The organism is Kitasatospora sp. cg17-2, from assembly GCF_054031055.1.
Window position 1 is genome coordinate 5,209,542 of sequence record NZ_CM132923.1, and the last position, 18,219, is coordinate 5,227,760.

Consider the following 18,219-nt stretch of genomic DNA (forward strand, 5'->3'; position numbering starts at 1 on the left):
TAAGGATTCTTATGAGTTCTTCAGAAGGCTCCTTACGGCAATCGAATCGAGTGTGCGAAAAACTATGGTTGTTGGTCCTGTCAGCGATGGAGGTCGTCCGTGAGCACCGAGCGCGAGGTTGGGTCCACCGGGCCGCAGGGGGAGCAGCCCTCCGGCGGCCAGGGGGTGGTGGGTTCCCCGGCTGACGGTCCGGCGCAGCAGAATGCGGCCGGCCCGTCCCCCGCTGCGGAGCAGTCGGCTCCGGCCGCCGAGGGGGGTTCCGGCGGGTTCACGCCCACCGTGGCCTTCGGCAAGCTGACCGCCCCCGAGCCGGCGGTCCCGCCGGCCCCGGTGCCGGCGCCCGCCGCACCCGCCGCACCCCAGGCCGTCGAGCCCGGCTACCTGGACGCCCCGCCGCCGGTCCTGCCGCCGGCCCCGGCCCCGGCCGCGCCCGCCGCCGCCCCGGCCGCCCCGCACGGCGGCAACCCGTACGCGACCCCGGCCCCCGGCACCCCGGTGCCCCCGGCCCTCGCCGCGCACGACCCGTACGCGGCGCCGTCCGCCCCGCACGACCCCTACGCGGCGCCCGCCGCGGCCCAGCCCGACCCGTACGGGACGCCCGCCGCCCCGCCGGCCCCGGGCGCCACCGGGCAGCACCACCACCCGTTCGGCGCAGGCCAGCCGCTCGGCGGCTGGGGCTCCCACGACATCACCCCCGGCGCGCCCGGGGCCCCCGGTGGTCCCGGCGGTCCGCTCGGCTACCCGGGAGAGTACCCCGGCGCCGGCGGCCCCGGCGGCCCGCGCAAGAAGCGCGGCGGCCTGATCGCCCTGGTCGCGGCCGTGGCCCTGGTGGCCGGTGTGGCGGGCGGCGCGGTCGGAGTGGCCGTCGCCGACCGCGACGACACCTCCGTCAGCGCCAAGGCCGACCGCAGCTCCACCACGGTCCAGGCCAACAACACCCAGAAGAACGAGCCCGCCCCGGGCTCGGTGGCCGGCATCGCGCAGAAGGCGCTGCCCAGCGTCGTCACCATCAAGGCCCAGGGCAACGGCGAGTCCGGCACCGGTACCGGCTTCGTCTTCGACACCGAGGGCCACATCCTCACCAACAACCACGTGGTGGCGCCCGCGTCCACCAGCGGCGGCAAACTGACCGTCAAGTTCGCCGACGGCAGCTCCTACGGCGCCTCCGTGCTCGGCCGCGCCGAGGGCTACGACGTCGCGGTGATCAAGCTCGACAGCCCGCCCAAGGGCAAGCTGACGCCGCTTCCGCTGGCCGACTCCGACAAGGTCAACGTCGGCGACTCCACCATCGCCATCGGTGCCCCGTACGGCCTGGAGTCCACCGTCACCACCGGCATCATCAGCGCCAAGGACCGCCCGGTCGCCTCCGGCGACGAGACCGGCGCGCAGGCCTCGTACATGAACGCGCTGCAGACCGACGCCTCGATCAACCCCGGCAACTCCGGCGGTCCGCTGCTGGACTCCTCGGGCGCGGTGATCGGCATCAACTCCGCGATCCAGTCCAACGCCTCCAGCAACGGCCGGGCCGGCTCCATCGGCCTGGGCTTCGCGATCCCGGTGAACCAGGCCAAGTGGGTCGCGGACACCCTGATCAAGACCGGCAAGCCGGTCTACGCCAAGCTCGACGTGCTGCGCAACGACGACTACAAGGGCGACGGCGCGCAGATCCAGACCCGCGACATCCAGGGCCAGCCGGCCGTCACCCCCGGCGGCGCCGCCGACCAGGCCGGCCTCAAGCCGGGCGACGTGATCACCAAGCTCGGCGGCAGCCCGATCGAGAACGGCCCCGCCCTGGTCAGCAAGATCTGGACGCACAAGCCGGGCGAGACCGTCGACGTCGAGTACACCCGCAACGGCCAGACCGCCACCACCAAGGTCACCCTCGGCACCCGCGTCGGCGACTGACCCCTGCCCCGGAAACCCGGTGCACCGAACCCCACCGGACCCGTTAGGCTGACCTCCGCCTGGAGAGCTGCCCGAGCGGCCTAAGGGAACAGTCTTGAAAACTGTCGTGCGGTGACCCCGTACCGTGGGTTCGAATCCCACGCTCTCCGCCGGTAGGAGAAGAACCACCTGCTCAAGGCGGGTGTCGACCTCAGGGTCGGCACCCGCCTTTGTGCTTGTCGGGGGTGGGGCGGGTGGGGAGGTGCCCCGTTTTCACCTGAACGGGGGGTTTGTGGGGGAAACGTCGTTCCGGGGAGGGCCGGGTCTCGTGTGTTCGGGCGTAGAGGGCGAACTGCCCTGGGCCCGGCAAGGAGAGACGGATGGCCTGGTACCCCGGCGCGGAGAAGATGGAGCTCCAGCCAGAGTCGGACGAGCAGCCGGCGATCACGCCGACGCAGGTGATCTTCCACAGTGTGGCGGCGCCGTGGACGCCGCGGCGGATGTACGAGTACTGGCGGGACTCGACCAACCTGGAGTCGCACTTCGGGGTCGGATACGACGGCGGCGTGGGGCAGTTCGTCGGCACCGAGACGCGGGCCGACGCCAACATGGGCGCCAACCGCAGAACCGACGGCACCGGCGCGGTCAGCGTGGAGACGGCCAGCGACGACGCGAGCACCGACCCCTGGACGGACGCCCAGGTCGCCGCCCTGGTCGCGCTCGGGGTGTGGCTGCACCAGCGGCACGGGATCCCGCTGCGGGTCTGCCCGCGGTGGGACGCGCCCGGCTTCGGGGTGCACCGGATGTTCCCGGAGTGGTCGGACGGCGGCACGGCCTGCCCGGGGGACGTCCGGGCCCGGCAGTTCCGCGAGGTGGTGCTGCCCGGCATCGTCGCCGCGGCCGGCGGCGCGCCGGTGCCCACGCCGCGCGGGGACTCCGGACCGGCCGGCGACACCGGGCCGGCCCGCTACCGGGTCACGATCAACGGGCTGGAGTACGGCTACGGCGCGCACGGGCCGCAGGTCCGGGAGGTCGGCGAGGCGCTCGTCCGGCAGGGCTTCGGCCGGCACTACGCCTCCGGTCCGGACGAGGACTGGCGGGACGCCGACACCCTCAACTACCAGGACTTCCAGCACAGTCTGGGGTACTCGGGGTCGGACGCCGACGGCGTGCCGGGCGAGGGGTCGCTGCGCCGGCTGCTGGGCCGGCTGCCCTCGCCGCGCCGGGTGTCGCTCGCCCACGTGGTCGCGGCCGCCCGCACCGACCCGGGCGCCGAGCAGGGGCACCAGACCTACGGGGGCGAGGTGCGGATCGTCGAACAGGCCCTCGCGGACGAGGGCTTCCTGGAGCAGCGCTGGGTGGACGGCTCGCTCGGGACCCGGACGGTCCAGGCGTACGCGGCCTTCCAGCGCAGCCTCGGCTACGCGGGGGAGGACGCCAACGGGGTCCCCGGCCAGCGGAGCCTGCGCACGCTGGGGGACCGCCGGGGGTTCGACGTGACCGACTGAGCGCCGCCCGCCGGGGACGGCGAAACCGGCGGTGGCTGGATCCTCCGGGCACGGGGCTTGACCATGACACCGTGTGAGGGCCTGCACTGGAGGGACCATGTTGAACATCGGAGACTTCGCCAAGCACGGCCGGGTGTCGGTCCGGATGCTGCGTCACTACGACGCCATCGGGCTGGTCCGGCCGGCCCGGGTCGACCCGTCGAGCGGCTACCGCTGCTACGAGGCGGCCCAACTCGCCCGGCTCAACCGGGTCATCGCCCTCAAGGAGCTCGGCTTCACCCTGCACCAGGTGCGGGCCGTGCTGGACGAGGAGGTGGACCCGGCGGAGCTGCGCGGGATGCTGCGGCTGCGGCGGGCCGAGCTCGCCGCGGCCATGGCCGCGGACGCCGAACGGCTGGCCCGGGTCGAGGCGAGGCTCCGGACGATCGAGAGTGAGGGGACCATGTCCGCACAGGACGTCGTGGTGAAGCCGCTGCCGTCGGTCCGGGCGGCCGAGCTGGCCGGTGTCGCGGCGAGCTACGAGCCGCAGGACATCGGGCCGGTGATCGGCCCGCTGTTCGAGGAGCTCTGCGGCCGGCTGGCGGCGGCCGGTCTCGTGGCCGCCGGTCCGTCCGTCGCCCGGTACGAGGACACCGGGGACGGCGACGGCTCGGTGCTGATCCGGGTCGCGGTGCCGGTCGCGGCCGGGACCACCCCGGCCACGGGCGAGGAGCACGGCTTCGCGGTGGTCGACCTGCCGGCCGTCGAGGCGGCGGCGACGGTGGTGCACCGGGGCTCGATGGACGAGTCGCTGGGCTCGTTCCAGGTGCTGGCGCGGTTCGTCGAGGAGAACGGCTACCGCTCGGCCGGCTACGCCCGGGAGCTCTACCTGGAGTGCCCCGAGGACCCGGCGGGCTGGGTGACGGAGCTGCAGGAGCCGGTGGTGCGCGCCTGATCCGCGCCCGACGGCCCGGCGTTTGCCCTGAAGCCGGTCGAGGGTCCTAGCGTCGGCGCGCATGACGACCACGGGTTCCCTCGCGACCGGCGCCGACGCGGCCGATCCCTCCGCCCCGGCCCGCCCGGGTCGGCCGGCGCTGCCTGCGCCGTACCTGCGCTGGCTCGCCGGCGCGCAGCTCGGGGCCCTGGGCGACGCCGCCCTCGCCTTCGCCCTGGGCTGGGCCGCCGCCGCGCACGGCGGGGCCGCCGCCGGACTGGTGCTCACCGTGATCACGGTGGCCCGGACGGCGCTGGTCCTGCTCGGCGGCGCGGTGGCGGACCGGCTGGGCGCGCGCCGGGTGATGCTCGCCGGGGACGCGGTGATGCTGGCCGCGACGCTCGTACTGGCGGCCTCGGCCGGACTCCGGGGCAGCCCGCTCGGGCTGCTGCTGCTCGCGGCGCTGGTGATCGGCGTGGTGGACGCGTTCTACCTCCCGGCGAGCGGGTCGGTGCCCCGGCTGCTCGTGGCCGCCGAGCAGTTGCCGCGGGCCCTGGCCCTGCGGCAGGCGGGCGGTCAGCTCGCCGCCCTGTTGGGGGCACCCCTCGGCGGCGCGCTGGTCGCGGCGGGCGGGCTGCCCGCGGCGGCGCTGGTGGACGCGGCGAGCTTCGCCGTCCTGCTGCTGGTGCTGCTGTTCCTGCCGGTGTCCGACCCGCGCCGGGTCCCGGCGGCCCGCGCCCGTGCCGGCACCGGCGCCACCACCGGCACCGGTGCCGGCCCGGACGAACGGCCCGGGCTGCTGCGGGAGGCGGCCGCCGGGGTGCGGCTGGCGGCGGGTGACCGCTTGCTGCGGTCGGCACTGCTGCTGGCCGGGGCCGCGGCCGGGGCGGTGCTGCCGGTGGTCTCGCTGCTCGGACCGCTGCTGGCCCGGACCGCCGGGTGGGGCGCGGGGGCGGCCGGTCTGGTGGCGGGCGGCCAGGGGGCGGGCGTCCTGGTGGTCGCGGCCCTGCTCGCCCGCCGGGGCTCGGGGGACGGCCGGCCCCGGGGCGGGGCGGGTGCGGCGGCCGGGCTCTGCGCCGCCGCCGCGGGCGTCGCGCTGCTGGCCGCGGCGCCGGTCCCGGCGGTGGCCGCGGCCGGCGGGCTGCTGACGGGCGCGGGGTCGGGGCTGTTCGTCGGCCGACTCGCGCCGCTGCTGCTGGGAGCCGCGCCGGACACCCATCTCTCCCGGGTGCAGGCCCTGCTGACCCTGGTGCAGAGCGCCGCGCTGGTGCTCTCGACCGGGGCGCTCGGCCTGCTCGCCGACACGGCCGGACCCCGGCTGCCGATCGCCCTCTGCGCGCTGGCCGCCGGCGCCGCCGGGCTCCTCGCCCTGGCCTCCCCGGTCCTGCGCCGGTCCTGACCGCCCCGGGCCTGAGCCGGGCCCGACCGCCCCGGGCCCGACCGCCCCGTGGGTACTTGCCGCTCGGGCGGACGGCGGGCAGAGTGCGAGTCCGGGACGGGCGGCGGAGGGCGGAAGCGGCGATGAGTGACCTGACGGACCGACTGGCGGAGGGCCTCCCGCCCGGGGCGATGGCCGTGGACCCGGACGTGACGGACGCCTACCGGCACGACATGGCGGACTTCTGCCCGGCCGGAACCCCCGCCGTGGTGGTCTTCCCGGAGACGGTCGAGCAGGTGCAGCACGTGCTGCGCACCGCCACCGCGCTGCGCGTCCCAGTGGTCCCGCAGGGCGCCAGGACCGGTCTGTCCGGCGCGGCCAACGCGGTCGACGGCTGCATCGTGCTGTCGATGCTGCGGATGAACCGGATCCTGGAGATCGACCCGGTGAACCGGATCGCCGTGGTCGAGCCGGGGGTGGTCAACGCCGAGCTCTCCCGGGCGGCGGCCGCCTCGGGGCTCGCCTACCCGCCCGACCCGTCGAGCTGGGAGTCCTGCACCATCGGCGGCAACATCGGGACCGGCGCGGGCGGGCTCTGCTGCGTCAAGTACGGCGTGACCGGTGAGTACGTGCTCGGCCTCGACGTGGTGCTGGCCGACGGACGGCTGCTGTCCACCGGCCGCCGGACGGCCAAGGGCGTGGCCGGCTACGACCTGACCCGGCTGCTGGTCGGCTCCGAGGGCACGCTGGGGGTGGTGGTCCGCGCCGTGCTGGCGCTGCGGCCGGCCCCCGCCCCGCAGCTGGCGCTGGCGGCGGAGTTCCCGAGCACGGCCTCGGCGGGCGCGGCGGTCTGCGAGGTGATGGCGCGCGGCTTCACCCCCTCGCTGATGGAGCTGATGGACCCGGTGAGCGTGCGCGCGGTCAACGAGCTGGGGCGGATGGGCCTGCCGGAGTCGACCCGGGCGCTGCTCCTGGTCGCCTTCGACGGCCCCGACCGGGTGGCCGAGCTGGCCTCGGTCGGCGAGCTGTGCCGGGCGGCCGGGGCGACCGAGGTGGTCCCGGCCGAGGACCAGGCCGAGTCCGAACTGCTGCTGGAGGCGCGCCGGCTGGCGCTGCCCGCGCTGGACCGGCTGGGCACCACGATGATCGACGACGTGGCGGTGCCGCGCTCACGGCTGGCCGAGATGCTGGAGGGGGTCGCGGCGATCGGCGAGCGGCACGGGCTGACCATCGGCGTGGTGAGCCATGCCGGGGACGGCAACACCCATCCGATCGTCATCTTCGACGCGGCGGACCCCGAGCAGTCGGCCCTGGCGCAGCGCTCCTTCGACGAGATCATGGCGCTGGGGCTGGAGCTGGGCGGGACGATCACCGGGGAGCACGGGGTGGGGCTGCTCAAGCGGGAGTGGCTGGCGCGGGAGCTGGGGCCGGTGGCGATGGAGCTGCAGCGGCAGCTGAAGGCGGTCTTCGATCCGCTGGGGATCCTCAATCCCGGCAAGGCGGTTTGACCGCCCCCCGGGGCCGGGCACCGAAGGTATTGTTCTCCGGATTTTCAGACTGTCGCAGGATGGCCGGAATTATCGACACGGTAGCGTGACCGCACCTGGCGGGGGCGTGTTTGTTCCGCCGCACGCCAGGGTGGTGCGCCGGGTTGTCCGTGTGCCCCCTTCACGCCTCCCCTCGATCGCTCGGTCGTGTCCGACCGTTCGGGCGACATCGCAGGTCGGCGGCGGTGTGTCGGCGGGCTTCCAGGATCGGCCGCAGTTATGCGCGGGGCTGCTGGATATCACGCTAAAGGGCGAAAAGGGCACCGGGAGGTGGTGCTTTGTCGATTTGTTGCGGAAGTCTGTGACCCGGCGTCGCAGCCCGCAGGTGTTCGTCTGGCCGGCGAACTCCCGCACCCATTGCACGATTACCGTTTCTTGGAGGCTCCCATGGCTCGCAACCGAATCCGCCGTACCGCCGGTGTGCTGCTCGCCGCCCCGCTCGCGGCCGGACTGCTGCTCGCCGGTGCCGGCGCCGCCGCCGCCGACAACGGCGCGCTCGCCAACGACGGGTCCAACAGCGGTGTGGTGTCGAACGTCGGGACGGGCAACGTCTTCGGCTCGGTCGACGGGAACTACATCTCCAACCAGCAGACCGCGACCGGCTCCGGCGCCTCGAACCAGGCCAACACCCTCGCGGTGAAGGACAACTCGGGCACCATCCTGGCCGGCCAGTCCAACAAGAACTACAGCATCGTCTTCGCGCCGATCTTCGGCTGAGCACCCGGGCGATCGGGCACCGGGGAGCCCCGGGTGCCGGCACCGACCGGGAGCCGTCGACGGCGGGGGCGCCGTCGACGGAGCACCGGGGCCGGCCGGGGCGGACGCGGGTGGGTTGAGCACCCGCGACGGGTCCGGAGCGGACCGCGAAGCGGATCGGAAGAAACCGCGATCGGAACGGATCGCACAGCGCGCAACCGGGCAGCGGAAAGGGTCACCGCGAACCGGTCCTGTGGGCGGCACCGAGTTTCGGTGCCGCCCACGGGCGTATCCGGGCGTGTCCGGACGAGCCGGGCACGCCCGGCCGCGCAGGGGGGCGGGCCGGGCGTCCCCGGGGGCGTCCGCGGGCGGACCGGTGCAGGGCCCGCGCCCTGACTCGTCACCGTGCGGCGGTACGGTTGCGCTCCGACAGTGCACCCCCGAGCCCGGCGCCCCCCGGTGGCCCGTCCGGCGAGGGGCTGCGGCGGCGGCAACCGGAAGGAAGGGCGCGATGGCAGCCGAGGACGAGGACCTGAGCGGCCCGGGCGGGACGACGCCCGCACCCGGTCCCGGGTCGGGCCCGGAGCCGCGCCCGGAAACGCGGTCCGAGCCCCGGTCGGTGCCCGAGCTGATGCTGGGCCGTCCGCCGATGGCCCGCCCGCTGCCGGGCTTCGACACCGGGGCGGCCCCGGCCGAGCCCGGCCCGCTGTTCGTCGACTGGCTCGCCACCGCCCTGGACGCCGGGGTGCTGGACCCGCAGGTCTTCACCCTCTCCACGGTCGACGCCGACGGCCTGCCGGACGCCCGCGTCCTGGTGCTGCGCGACGTGGACGCGTCCGGCACCGGCTGGGTCTTCTCCGCCGCCGCCGACAGCCCCAAGGGCCGCCAGCTCGCCGACCACCCGGCCGCCGCGCTCACCGTCTACTGGCCCCGGCTGGGCCGCCAGGTGCGGGTCCGCGGCACCGTCGAACGGGCCGCCGACCTGGTCGCGGCGGCCGAGTTCGCCACCCGCTCCCCGGACGCCCGGATCGGCGCGCTGGTCGGGCGGCAGAGCGAACCGCTGGCCTCGCCGGCCGAGTACGAGGAGGCGGTGGCGGTGGCCCGCCGCCGTCTGGAGGCCACCCCGGACGCGGTCGCCGCCGGGCACGCCGTCTACACGCTCTGGGCGCACGAGGTCGAGTTCTGGCAGGGCGAGGCCGAGCGCCACCACGTCCGCCTCCGCTACACCAGAACCGGACCGGTGCTCACCCCGGAGTGGTCGCGCACCCTGCTCTGGCCCTGACGCGGCCGGAGCACCGGAGGTGTCCGGAGCGCCACGGCGGACGGCCGGGGCACGCATCAGGTCGATGCGCGCCCCGGCCGTCGGTCGTCCTGCTCGTTCCGCTGATCCCGCTCGTCCCGGTGCCGTCCGGTCGACTCAGCGCCGCCCGGTCAGGGTGGCCCCGACGCTCGCCACCACCACACAGCCGATCCCCGCCAGCTGGGCGGCGCCCAGCAGCTGTCCGAGCACCACCAGCCCGACCAGCGCGCTGACCGCCGGCTCCAGGCTCACCAGCACGCTGAACACCCGCTGGGGCATCCGCCGCAGCGCGGTCATCTCCAGCGCGTAGGGGATCACCGGCAGCAGCAGGGACACCCCGGCGACCGCGAGCAGCAGCACCAGCGGCGAGGCGTCCGGCGCCGACAGTCCGTCCCAGGCCTCGCCGAGCCCGAACGGCGCCACCACCAGCGCGCCGACCGTCATCGACACGGCCAGCCCCTGGAAGCCCTGGAACGCCGCCCCGACCTTGTCCGTGAACAGGATGTACGCGGCGTAGCAGGCCGCCGCCCCGAAGGCGCAGAGCAGGCCGACCGGGTCGAGTCCGGTCCCGCCCTCCCCGCCCTCGCCGAGCAGCGTCAGCAGCGCCACCCCGCCGGCCGCGAGCAGCGCCCAGAGCAGGTGGCTGGCACGGCGGGCGAAGAACAGCGCCACCGCGAGCGGGCCGAGGAACTCGATGGTGGCGGCGGTGCCCATCGGCAGCCGGTCGATCGCCCCGGCGAACAGCAGGGTCATCCCGGCCGAGGCCATGCCGAGCAGGCCCGCGGCGGCCAGGTCGCGCGGCCGGAGCCCGCGCAGCCGGGGCCGGGTGACGGCGAGCAGGACGACCGCCGCGAAGCCCAGCCGGAGGAAGGTGGTGCCGCTGACCCCGAGCGGGCCGAACAGCGGCTTGGAGAACGCGATCCCGGTCTGCACCAGGAACATCGCCGTCAGACAGAGCAGCGGCGCCGGGATGCTCTCCGGGCGCCGCAGGAAGTTCGGGAACCGTCGGCCGGACGGTCGGCCGGTTCGCGGGTCCGGTGGCAGCCCCTCCGCGGGCGCCCCGCCTCGTCGCCATCCGCCCCGCTCGCCGGCGGGCTCGCCCTTGGGGGCGGGCGGCATGACAAGCGCCTCGGCGACGGCGGCGGCCGTCGTCGGGGCGGAGGTTTCGCTGAGGTGGGGCGTGGGCATGGAGGTGAGTTTGCCGTAAGGAGCCACTGGGCAGCAAGCTCGTTACAAATATCGGGACGGATACGGACGGGTGCGTCCGAAAGGGTGGGCTTTTCCGGCGTGCACGGCGCGGCTGCCGCGGTTGTCCGACGTTCCGTCAGTATCAAGGCGGCGTGCGCTATCTCCGCCCCGCGGCCCTCGCCGCCGCCTCCTTCGTCCTGCTGCTGGCCGCCGGCGGTCCGGGCGCGAGCGCCGACGAGACCGCACCGGTGGTCACCGCCGCCCCCCGGATCCGGGCCACCGTGCTCCCCGACCGGTTCGGCCCGCCCGCCGCCCGGGCCCGGGACCTCTTCACCGGCGCGGCCTTCGACGCCTGCACCGCGCCGCCGCTGGAGACCATGCGGGCCTGGCGCGACTCCTCGCCGTACGGGGCGGTCGGCATCTACACCAGCGGGAGCCAGCGCGGCTGCGCCCAGCCGAGGCTGGGCGCCGACTGGGTGCGGCAGGCCAGGGCGATGGGCTGGCGCTTCCTGCCCGTCCACGTCGGCCTCCAGGCCCCGTGCAGCGAGCTGAGCCGCAAACCGAAGCGGATCGATCCCGCCCGGGCCGTCCAGCAGGGCCGGGAGGAGGCGGTCGAGGCGGTCCGCGGCCTCGACGCGGTCGGGCTCGGCAAGGGCAGCCCGGTCTTCCTGGACATCGAGGCCTACCCGTCGCGCGACCCGGCCTGCGGGCAGGCCGTGGTCGACTTCACCCTCGGCTGGACCCAGGCCCTGCACCTGGCGGGCTACGGCTCCGGCTTCTACTCCAGCCTCGATTCCGGCATCGCCGACCTCGCCGCGGCCGCCCGGGCCGGCAGTACGCCGCTGCCCGACACCCTCTGGTACGCCCGCTGGGACGACCGGGCCGACACGGCGGGCGGCGGGGCGCTCGCCCCGGACCTCTGGGCCCTGCGCCAGCGCGTCCACCAGTACCGGGGCAATGTCGAGGAGACCTACGGCGGCGCGACGCTCACCGTCGACCGCAACCAGGTGGACGCTCCGCTGGCCGGCTGAGGCGGCGTCACTCCCGCAGGGCGAGCCCCAGGAAACCCAGGCCGCCGCAGTGGCGGCAGGTCTGCGGGATGAGTCCGGTGCCGGTCCGGCCCGCGCGCAGGCCCATCCGCGCCTCCGTCCGCACGCCCTCCGCGCAGCACGGGCACGGCATCCGGGGCCCGGTCCGCAGCGGCCCCGCCGGTCGGTCGTCACGCCCGTCACCCATGCCCCCAGTATCCCGCCCGTCCCGGCGGCCGTGATCGGGGCAACTGTGCCGGAATGCTGACAGCGGGGGTGCGGCGCGGCACAATCGGGCTCTACTGCCCCGTATTACCGCCCAGTAGCCGGTCTCCGGCCGGGCCGGGGGCCCAGCCGGCCTCCGGTCGGGCCGGGGCAGCACCGCCGCAGTGCAGCCCAGGTCGAGGAGGACCCGTGTTCAGCACGATGCAGGACGTTCCGCTCACCGTCGCCCGAATCCTCGAACACGGGGCGACCGTCCACGCCCGCTCGACCGTCACCACCTGGGACGGCACCGGACCGGTGGTCCGGACCTACGCGGAGGTCGGGGCCAGGGCCGCGCGGCTGGCCTGGGCCCTGCGGGACGAGCTCGGCGTCACGGAGGACGACCGGGTGGCCACCCTGATGTGGAACAACGCCGAGCACCTGGAGGCCTACCTCGCCGTACCGGCGATGGGCGCGGTGCTGCACACCCTCAACCTGCGGCTCCCCGCCAACCAGCTGTCCTTCATCGTCGACCACGCCGCCGACCGCGTGATCATCGTCAACGGCACCGTGCTCCCGCTGCTGGCCGCCGTCCTGCCGAGGCTGGCCCCGACGCTCAAGCACATCGTGGTCAGCGGCCCGGGCGACCGCTCGGTGCTGGCCGGCTTCGCGGGCGGCGTGCACGACTACGAGGAGCTGATCGCCGACCGGCCGGCCGAGTACCCCTGGCTCACCGACATCGACGAGCGCCGGGCCGCCGTGCTCTGCTACACCTCCGGCACCACCGGCGACCCCAAGGGCGTCCTCTACAGCCACCGCTCGGTCTACCTGCACTGCCTCCAGGTCAACACCGGCGACAACTTCGCCTTCACCCCGCGCGACACCGCCCTGCCGGTGGTGCCGATGTTCCACGTCAACGCCTGGGGCATCCCGCACGCCGCGTTCATGTCCGGCGCCAACCTGCTGATGCCGGACCGCTTCCTCCAGCCCCGGCCGATGGCCGAGATGATCGCCGCCGTGCGGCCCACCGTCAGCGCCGCCGTGCCGACGATCTGGAGCGGGCTGCTGGACGAGCTGGACGCCGGCGACTACGACACCTCCAGCCTGCGGATGGTCGTCATCGGCGGCTCGGCCTGTCCGCCCTCGCTGATGAAGGGGTACGAGGAGCGCCACGGCATCCGGGTCATCCACGCCTGGGGCATGACCGAGACCTCGCCGCTGGGCTCCTTCGCCCAGCCGCCCGGCGGCCTCACCCCGGAGGAGGAGTGGCCCTACCGGGTCAGCCAGGGCATCTTCCCGGCCTCCGTCGAGGCCAGGCTGATCGGCCCGGGCGGCGAGCGGATGCCGCACGACGGGGTGTCGGCGGGCGAGCTGGAGGTGCGCGGCCCGTGGATCGCGGGGGCGTACTACGGCGGTGCCGGGCAGGACCCGGAGCGCCCGGACGACAAGTTCTCCGAGGACGGCTGGCTGCGCACCGGCGACGTCGGCACCATCACCCCGGACGGCTACCTGACCCTCACCGACCGGGCCAAGGACGTGATCAAGTCCGGCGGCGAGTGGATCTCCTCGGTGGACCTGGAGAACCACCTGATGGCGCACCCGGAGGTGGCCGAGGCCGCCGTGGTGGCCGTGCCGGACGAGAAGTGGGGCGAGCGCCCGCTGGCGACCGTCGTGCTGCGGCCGGGCGCCACCGTCGGGCTGCCGGAACTGCGGGCCTTCCTGGCCGGGCGGATCGCGTCCTGGCAGCTGCCCGAGCGCTGGGCGCTCGTCGAGGCGGTGCCGAAGACCTCGGTCGGGAAGTTCGACAAGAAGGTGATCCGCGCCGACTACGCGGAGCAGAAGCTGGACGTCACGCTGCTCGGCAAGGAGTGACACCCGGCGGGACACCCCCGCCGGAACCGCCAGGGCCGGCCGCCCCCTGAGGAGGGGGTGGCCGGCCCTGGCCGTTCGTTCTCGCGTGCTCAGCCGGCGGCGGCGACGCCCGCCTCGCCCATGGCGCCGATCCGCCCGAGCAGGTCGACGATCCGGGACTGCACGTCCTCGCTGGTCGAGCGCTCGGCGAGGAAGAGGATCGTCTCGCCGGTGCGCAGCCGGGGCAGCTCGCGCGGGTCGAGGTCCACCGAGGTGTAGACGACGAGCGGGGTGCGGTGCAGCCGGTCGTTGGCGCGCAGCCAGTCCAGCAGGCCGACCCGGCGGCGGCGGATCTGGAGCAGGTCCATCACCACCAGGTTGGGCTGGACGCTGCTGGCCCGGGCGACGGCGTCGTTCTCGTCCACCGCGTGCTCGACGTGCATGCCGCGCCGCTCCAGGCTGCCGATCATCGCGACGGCGATGTCCGGGTCGCTCTCGACCAGCAGGACGCGCGGGGCGTGGTTCTCGCCGTCGCGCGGGGCGAGGGCGCGCAGCAGTACGGCCGGGTCGGCGCCGTACGCGGCGTCCCGGGTGGCCTGGCCGAGACCGGCGGTGACCACCACCGGCACCCGGCTGTTCAGCGCGGCGGTGCGCAGCGACTGCAGCGCGGTGCGGGTGATCGGGCCGGTCAGCGGGTCGACGAAGAGCGCGGCGGGGAAGCCGGAGACCTGCGCGTCCACCTCCTCGCGGGAGCGGACGATCACCGGGCGGTAGCCGCGGTCCTGCAGCGCCTGGCTGGTGGCCGGGTCGGGCTCGGGCCAGACCAGCAGCCGACGCGGTCCGCCGTCGGGGGCGGGCGCGGGCACCGGGCGCTCGACGGTCGTGCCGCCGCCCGCCGGGGGGAGCGGCAGGGCCGCCGGGGCCGTCGGCGTGGGCGCGGCGGGCAGCTCGGCCATCGGTCTCGGCGCGGTCCGGCCCTCGGCGGGGGCCGGCGCGGGGACGGGCGCGACGGCGGCGACCGGGCTCATCTGGGCCCCCGGCCCCGATCCGCCGGGCACACCGGGCAGGCCGGTGCCGCCGAGCGGGCGCGGCGGGGCCAGCTCACCCAGGCCGGTGCCGACCGGCCGAGGTCCGGCACCGCCCTCGCCGCTCTCGGAGCGGTCGCCGTCCGGCAGCGCCAGGGCCGCCGACGGCAGTGCGGGCAGTGCGGCGGGCGCGTTCGCTCCGGCGCCGTCGGGCGCGGCCGGGCCGCCGTTCTCGCCACCGGGACCGGGCGGGACGGCCAGCCGTCGGCGGCGGCCGGTCGGCGTGGGACCGGCGGCCTCGGCCGGAGCCGGGGCCGGACCGGCCGGCAGGGCGTGCTCCAGTCCGGGGTAGACCGGGGCCTCGGGCACGCCGGGCAGGGCGAAGCCGCCGGAGGAGTCCTCGTTGCCGGGCAGCGCGCGACGGCGCCGGGACGGCCGGGGCTCGGTGCCGGACTCGTCCGGACGGCCTGCGGCGTCCGGACCGACCGAGCCGTCCCGGTTGCCCGGGTTCTCCTGACCGTCCTGGCCGGCGGCCGGCTCCTCCGGGGAGGGGCCGGGGCCGAGGGCGATCGGGGTGCGCGGACCGGCCGGGGCGTCGGCGGTCCGGCGCTCGACGTCCGCGCCGGTGGCACCGTCGCCGGGGTCCCGGTCCGGGCGTCCGGCGTCGACCGGAACGGCGTAGGCGGTGCCGGAGCGGCCGTCGTCCTTGCCCCAGGGGTCGCTCTGCGGGTCGTTCGGGCCGCCGAGGCCCTGCCGCCCGTACGCGGGGTCGTTGCCGGTGCCGTTCCACTGCTCGGGGACGGCGCGCTCGATCCGGGCCGGGGCGTTCGGCCACTGGTCGGCCGGGATGTCCGGGTGGGTGCCGGGGGCGGGGGCGTCCTGGGCGGCGTCGAGGTCGGCGGTCGGCTGCTCGACGGCGGGGCGCCCGCGGCGGCCCCGGCGCTGCTCGACGACCGGCGCCGGGTCGGTGCCGGGCTCGGTGGCCGGGTCGGCCGGCGGACCGTCGGGGGCGGCGGTCGCGGAGTCGCCGCGCCCGCCCTCCCGGGCGGTGCCGTCCGCCGGGGTGGCGGCGGAGCCGCGACCGGCCCCGGGCCCCGCCGTACCGGGACCGCTGGCCGGGGCACTCCCGGCCGCCGGCTCCTCGGCGCGCGCGGTGGGCAGCTGCGGGATGCCCGGCAGATCGGGCAGGACGGCGCTGTCGCTCTCCTTCGGCCGGTCCGAGCGGCCCTCGGCACCCGCGCGCTCGGCGGCGGCCTTCGCGGCGACCGGGTCCAGCGGCAGTTCGACGACATAGGTGGTGCCGGCGCGGCCCGGCAGCTCGTGCGGCTGGAGCACCCCGCCGTGGCGCTCGACCACCGCGCGGGCTATCGGCAGGTGGACGGGGCTGCCGCCGCGCCCGGGGCCGCGGATCTCCACCCGGGCGACCTCGCCGCGCTGGGCGGCGGCGAGCACCACGGCCGGGGTGTCGCCCGCGCCCGGCGGCAGGGCCGGGGTGCCGGGGGCGGCGAGCCCGGGGGAGGGCAGCTCGGGCTCGGCGTCCAGCGACAGGCCGACCCCGCTGACGTCCGCGACCAGGTGCGCCAGCGCCTGGGCGAGCCGCTGCTCGTCGGCGATCACCTCGACGGCGGCCGCGTGCACGGAGAACCGCACCCGCCCGGCGCCGACCAGCTCGCCCGCGTGCTCGACGGCCCGCCGGACCACCTTGTCCAGGGCGACCGGGACCCGCTCGGCGGGCTTCGGCCCGCCCTTGCCGTCCGCGTCCGCGGTGGCGCTCTCGCCGGCCTCGGAGCGCTGGTGGGCCAGCACACCGTCGATCAGCTTGCCGAACCGGCGGCACTCGTCGGCGAGCCGGCGCAGCGTCCAGTTGGCCTCCGGCCAGAGCTGACCGGCCGGGTCGGCGGCCAGCGCGTCGATCCGCCGGTGCAGCGCGGTCAGCGCGCCGCCGAGCTCGCTCTCCAGGACGGCGGTGAGGTGCTCGTTGCGGGCGACCAGCGCGAGTTCGCGGCTGCGGTCGGTGAAGGTCATGACCGCGCCGACCAGCTGGTCGCCGTCCCGGACCGGGGCGGTGGTGAGGTCGACGGTGACCGGCCGGCCGTCCTTGCGCCACAGCACGGTGCCGCGCACCCGGTGCTTGCGGCCGGAGGTCAGGGTGTCCAGCAGCGCGGACTCCTCCAGCGACAGCGGGGTGCCGTCGGCCCGGGAGTGCTGGATCAGCGGGTGCAGCTCACGGCCGCCCAGCTCGCTGGCCCGGTACTCCAGGATGTGCGCGGCGGCCGGGTTGACCAGCACGCAGCGGCCTTCGAGGTCGACGCCGAGCACGCCCTCGGCGGCGGCCCGCAGGATCATCTCGGTCTGCTTGTGCTGGCGGCGCAGCTCGGCCTCGACGCCGAGCCGGCCGGTCAGGTCGCGGACCAGCAGCAGGAGCAGGTCGGAGGAGCGGGAGCCCTCGCGGTACGGGTCGTAGGGGACCAGCGAGGAGACGGCGTAGCCCCGGCCCTCGCCCGCGCCGGAGCCGTCGTCGTCGAAGTCGTTGCCGGAGACCTCGACCGGGAAGGTGCTGCCGTCGGTGCGCCGGGCGGTCATCCGGACCGGGCGGTCGAGGGCCTCGTCCTCGCTGCTGGCCGGGCGCATCGAACCGGGGATCCGGCTGGGGTCGAACTCCGGCAGGAGGTCGAGGACGCCCATGCCGACCAGCGAGGTGCCGGGCGCCTGGAGCGCCTGTACGGCCGCGGTGTTGGCATCGACGACCGTGCCGTTGCTGTTGACCAGCAACAACGCATCGGGCAGGGCGTCGAGTATGGCGGCGAGGCGAGCAGCGCCTCGGATCGGCCTGCTGCTCACGTCGACAGGTCTCCTCGGCTTCAGGGCAGCTCACTCCGGAGAGGGCAGTATCTCATTCTTCTTTGCGGCGGGGACGACCCGCCTAGTAACGTTGTCGGCGGTTGGTGCCGGGCCCCCGGGTTGTGGCATCATCACAGGCACAGGGAACGGGTCCGCGCACGCGGGCTTGGTCCATGTGGAGGAGGCTTCGCCTAGTCCGGTCTATGGCGCCGCACTGCTAATGCGGTTTCGGGGTTATTCCTGATCGAGGGTTCAAATCCCTCAGCCTCCGCAGCCGGGAGCCCCGTCGACGATCTTGTCGGCGGGGCTCTTCGCATGTCCGGGGCGCGTCGGCCCGGGGCGCCCGAGGTGCCCGGATCAATCGATTTCGTCCCGCGCCGCAGGTCATGTAATGTTGTCCCCGCACCGCCCCGCTGGCAACGTTCACCAGGGCGAGCGCTCATAGCTCAACGGATAGAGCACTTGACTACGGATCAAGAGGTTGCAGGTTCGAATCCTGCTGAGCGCACCAAACCCCGCAAGACCGGATCCGTCCGGCCCTTGCGCTCATAGCTCAACGGATAGAGCACTTGACTACGGATCAAGAGGTTGCAGGTTCGAATCCTGCTGAGCGCACCAGAAGAGAACCCCCGGCCCTGGTGGCCGGGGGTTCTTTCGTTTCCGTGATTCCGCTGCCCCTGCTTCTGTCACTGCCCCTGCCCTGCTCCGGGCGGGCGTGGGCCGCCCGTCCCGCGCGGGGGCCAATGGGTGGAATGCGGTTCTTTCGGGTACATCCCGTCCTGCCGGGGGCCTGAGGCTGCCAATCGGGTGTCATACGGCCAACAGTGCAAGTGTCGCGGTATGACCGGACCAGGAT

Annotated in this window: 12 protein-coding genes and 4 tRNA genes; 13 read left to right on the forward strand and 3 right to left on the reverse strand. The window is 75.4% G+C overall.

Features of this window, described 5'->3' with window-relative positions:
* Window positions 1–99: 99 nt before the first annotated feature.
* The 8 genes from ACW14Y_RS22060 to ACW14Y_RS22095 all read left to right on the forward strand — a co-directional run bounded on the left by ACW14Y_RS22060 (window position 100) and on the right by ACW14Y_RS22095 (window position 9,208).
* On the forward strand, window positions 100–1,905 hold the full coding sequence (locus ACW14Y_RS22060) for a S1C family serine protease (RefSeq protein WP_456983078.1): 1,806 nt from the start codon (window positions 100–102) through the stop codon (window positions 1,903–1,905).
* A 61-nt stretch (window positions 1,906–1,966) separates the two neighbouring features.
* Window positions 1,967–2,054: transfer RNA gene (locus ACW14Y_RS22065), tRNA-Ser, on the forward strand.
* A 210-nt stretch (window positions 2,055–2,264) separates the two neighbouring features.
* Entirely contained in the window at window positions 2,265–3,392 is a 1,128-nt protein-coding gene (locus ACW14Y_RS22070; RefSeq protein ID WP_380308738.1) for a peptidoglycan-binding protein, read from the forward strand.
* Between the two features lie 97 nt (window positions 3,393–3,489).
* Window positions 3,490–4,326 (forward strand): MerR family transcriptional regulator, encoded by an 837-nt coding sequence (locus ACW14Y_RS22075; protein ID WP_380308740.1) that lies wholly within the window; start codon window positions 3,490–3,492, stop codon window positions 4,324–4,326.
* A gap of 61 nt (window positions 4,327–4,387) precedes the next feature.
* On the forward strand, window positions 4,388–5,704 hold the full coding sequence (locus ACW14Y_RS22080) for an MFS transporter (RefSeq protein ID WP_456983080.1): 1,317 nt from the start codon (window positions 4,388–4,390) through the stop codon (window positions 5,702–5,704).
* Window positions 5,705–5,826: 122 nt separating this feature from the next.
* Window positions 5,827–7,191 carry an FAD-binding oxidoreductase gene (locus tag ACW14Y_RS22085; protein ID WP_380308744.1) on the forward strand — a complete coding sequence of 455 codons (1,365 nt, stop codon included), beginning with the start codon at window positions 5,827–5,829 and terminating at the stop codon, window positions 7,189–7,191.
* 426 nt (window positions 7,192–7,617) lie between these two features.
* Window positions 7,618–7,947 (forward strand): hypothetical protein, encoded by a 330-nt coding sequence (locus tag ACW14Y_RS22090; RefSeq protein ID WP_030392549.1) that lies wholly within the window; start codon window positions 7,618–7,620, stop codon window positions 7,945–7,947.
* Window positions 7,948–8,437: 490 nt separating this feature from the next.
* Window positions 8,438–9,208 (forward strand): pyridoxine/pyridoxamine 5'-phosphate oxidase, encoded by a 771-nt coding sequence (locus ACW14Y_RS22095; RefSeq protein ID WP_375983511.1) that lies wholly within the window; start codon window positions 8,438–8,440, stop codon window positions 9,206–9,208.
* 135 nt (window positions 9,209–9,343) lie between these two features.
* On the opposite strand, the gene ACW14Y_RS22100 is transcribed toward ACW14Y_RS22095, so the two are convergent.
* The gene (locus ACW14Y_RS22100) at window positions 9,344–10,414 is read right to left on the reverse strand and encodes an EamA family transporter (protein WP_380312676.1); all 1,071 of its coding nucleotides are present in this window, start codon (window positions 10,412–10,414) and stop codon (window positions 9,344–9,346) included.
* Between the two features lie 152 nt (window positions 10,415–10,566).
* Between ACW14Y_RS22100 and ACW14Y_RS22105 the strand changes: the two genes are divergently transcribed.
* Window positions 10,567–11,445 carry a DUF1906 domain-containing protein gene (locus ACW14Y_RS22105; RefSeq protein ID WP_380312678.1) on the forward strand — a complete coding sequence of 293 codons (879 nt, stop codon included), beginning with the start codon at window positions 10,567–10,569 and terminating at the stop codon, window positions 11,443–11,445.
* A gap of 7 nt (window positions 11,446–11,452) precedes the next feature.
* Here ACW14Y_RS22105 and ACW14Y_RS22110 read toward each other — a convergent pair whose 3' ends face one another.
* Window positions 11,453–11,650: a hypothetical protein gene (locus ACW14Y_RS22110; RefSeq protein WP_380312680.1), complete on the reverse strand. Its 198-nt coding sequence runs from the start codon at window positions 11,648–11,650 to the stop codon at window positions 11,453–11,455.
* A gap of 206 nt (window positions 11,651–11,856) precedes the next feature.
* Between ACW14Y_RS22110 and ACW14Y_RS22115 the strand changes: the two genes are divergently transcribed.
* A complete protein-coding gene (locus tag ACW14Y_RS22115; RefSeq protein WP_380312682.1) occupies window positions 11,857–13,518 on the forward strand; it encodes a long-chain fatty acid--CoA ligase in 1,662 nt (553 codons plus the stop codon).
* An 89-nt stretch (window positions 13,519–13,607) separates the two neighbouring features.
* On the opposite strand, the gene ACW14Y_RS22120 is transcribed toward ACW14Y_RS22115, so the two are convergent.
* Window positions 13,608–17,363 (reverse strand): PAS domain-containing protein, encoded by a 3,756-nt coding sequence (locus ACW14Y_RS22120; protein WP_456983085.1) that lies wholly within the window; start codon window positions 17,361–17,363, stop codon window positions 13,608–13,610.
* Between the two features lie 180 nt (window positions 17,364–17,543).
* Between ACW14Y_RS22120 and ACW14Y_RS22125 the strand changes: the two genes are divergently transcribed.
* The 3 genes from ACW14Y_RS22125 (at window position 17,544) to ACW14Y_RS22135 (ending at window position 17,981) form a co-directional block, all read left to right on the forward strand.
* Window positions 17,544–17,634: transfer RNA gene (locus tag ACW14Y_RS22125), tRNA-Ser, on the forward strand.
* Window positions 17,635–17,798: 164 nt separating this feature from the next.
* A tRNA-Arg gene (locus ACW14Y_RS22130) sits at window positions 17,799–17,874 on the forward strand.
* Between the two features lie 31 nt (window positions 17,875–17,905).
* A tRNA-Arg gene (locus tag ACW14Y_RS22135) sits at window positions 17,906–17,981 on the forward strand.
* The last annotated feature ends 238 nt before the right edge of the window (window positions 17,982–18,219 follow it).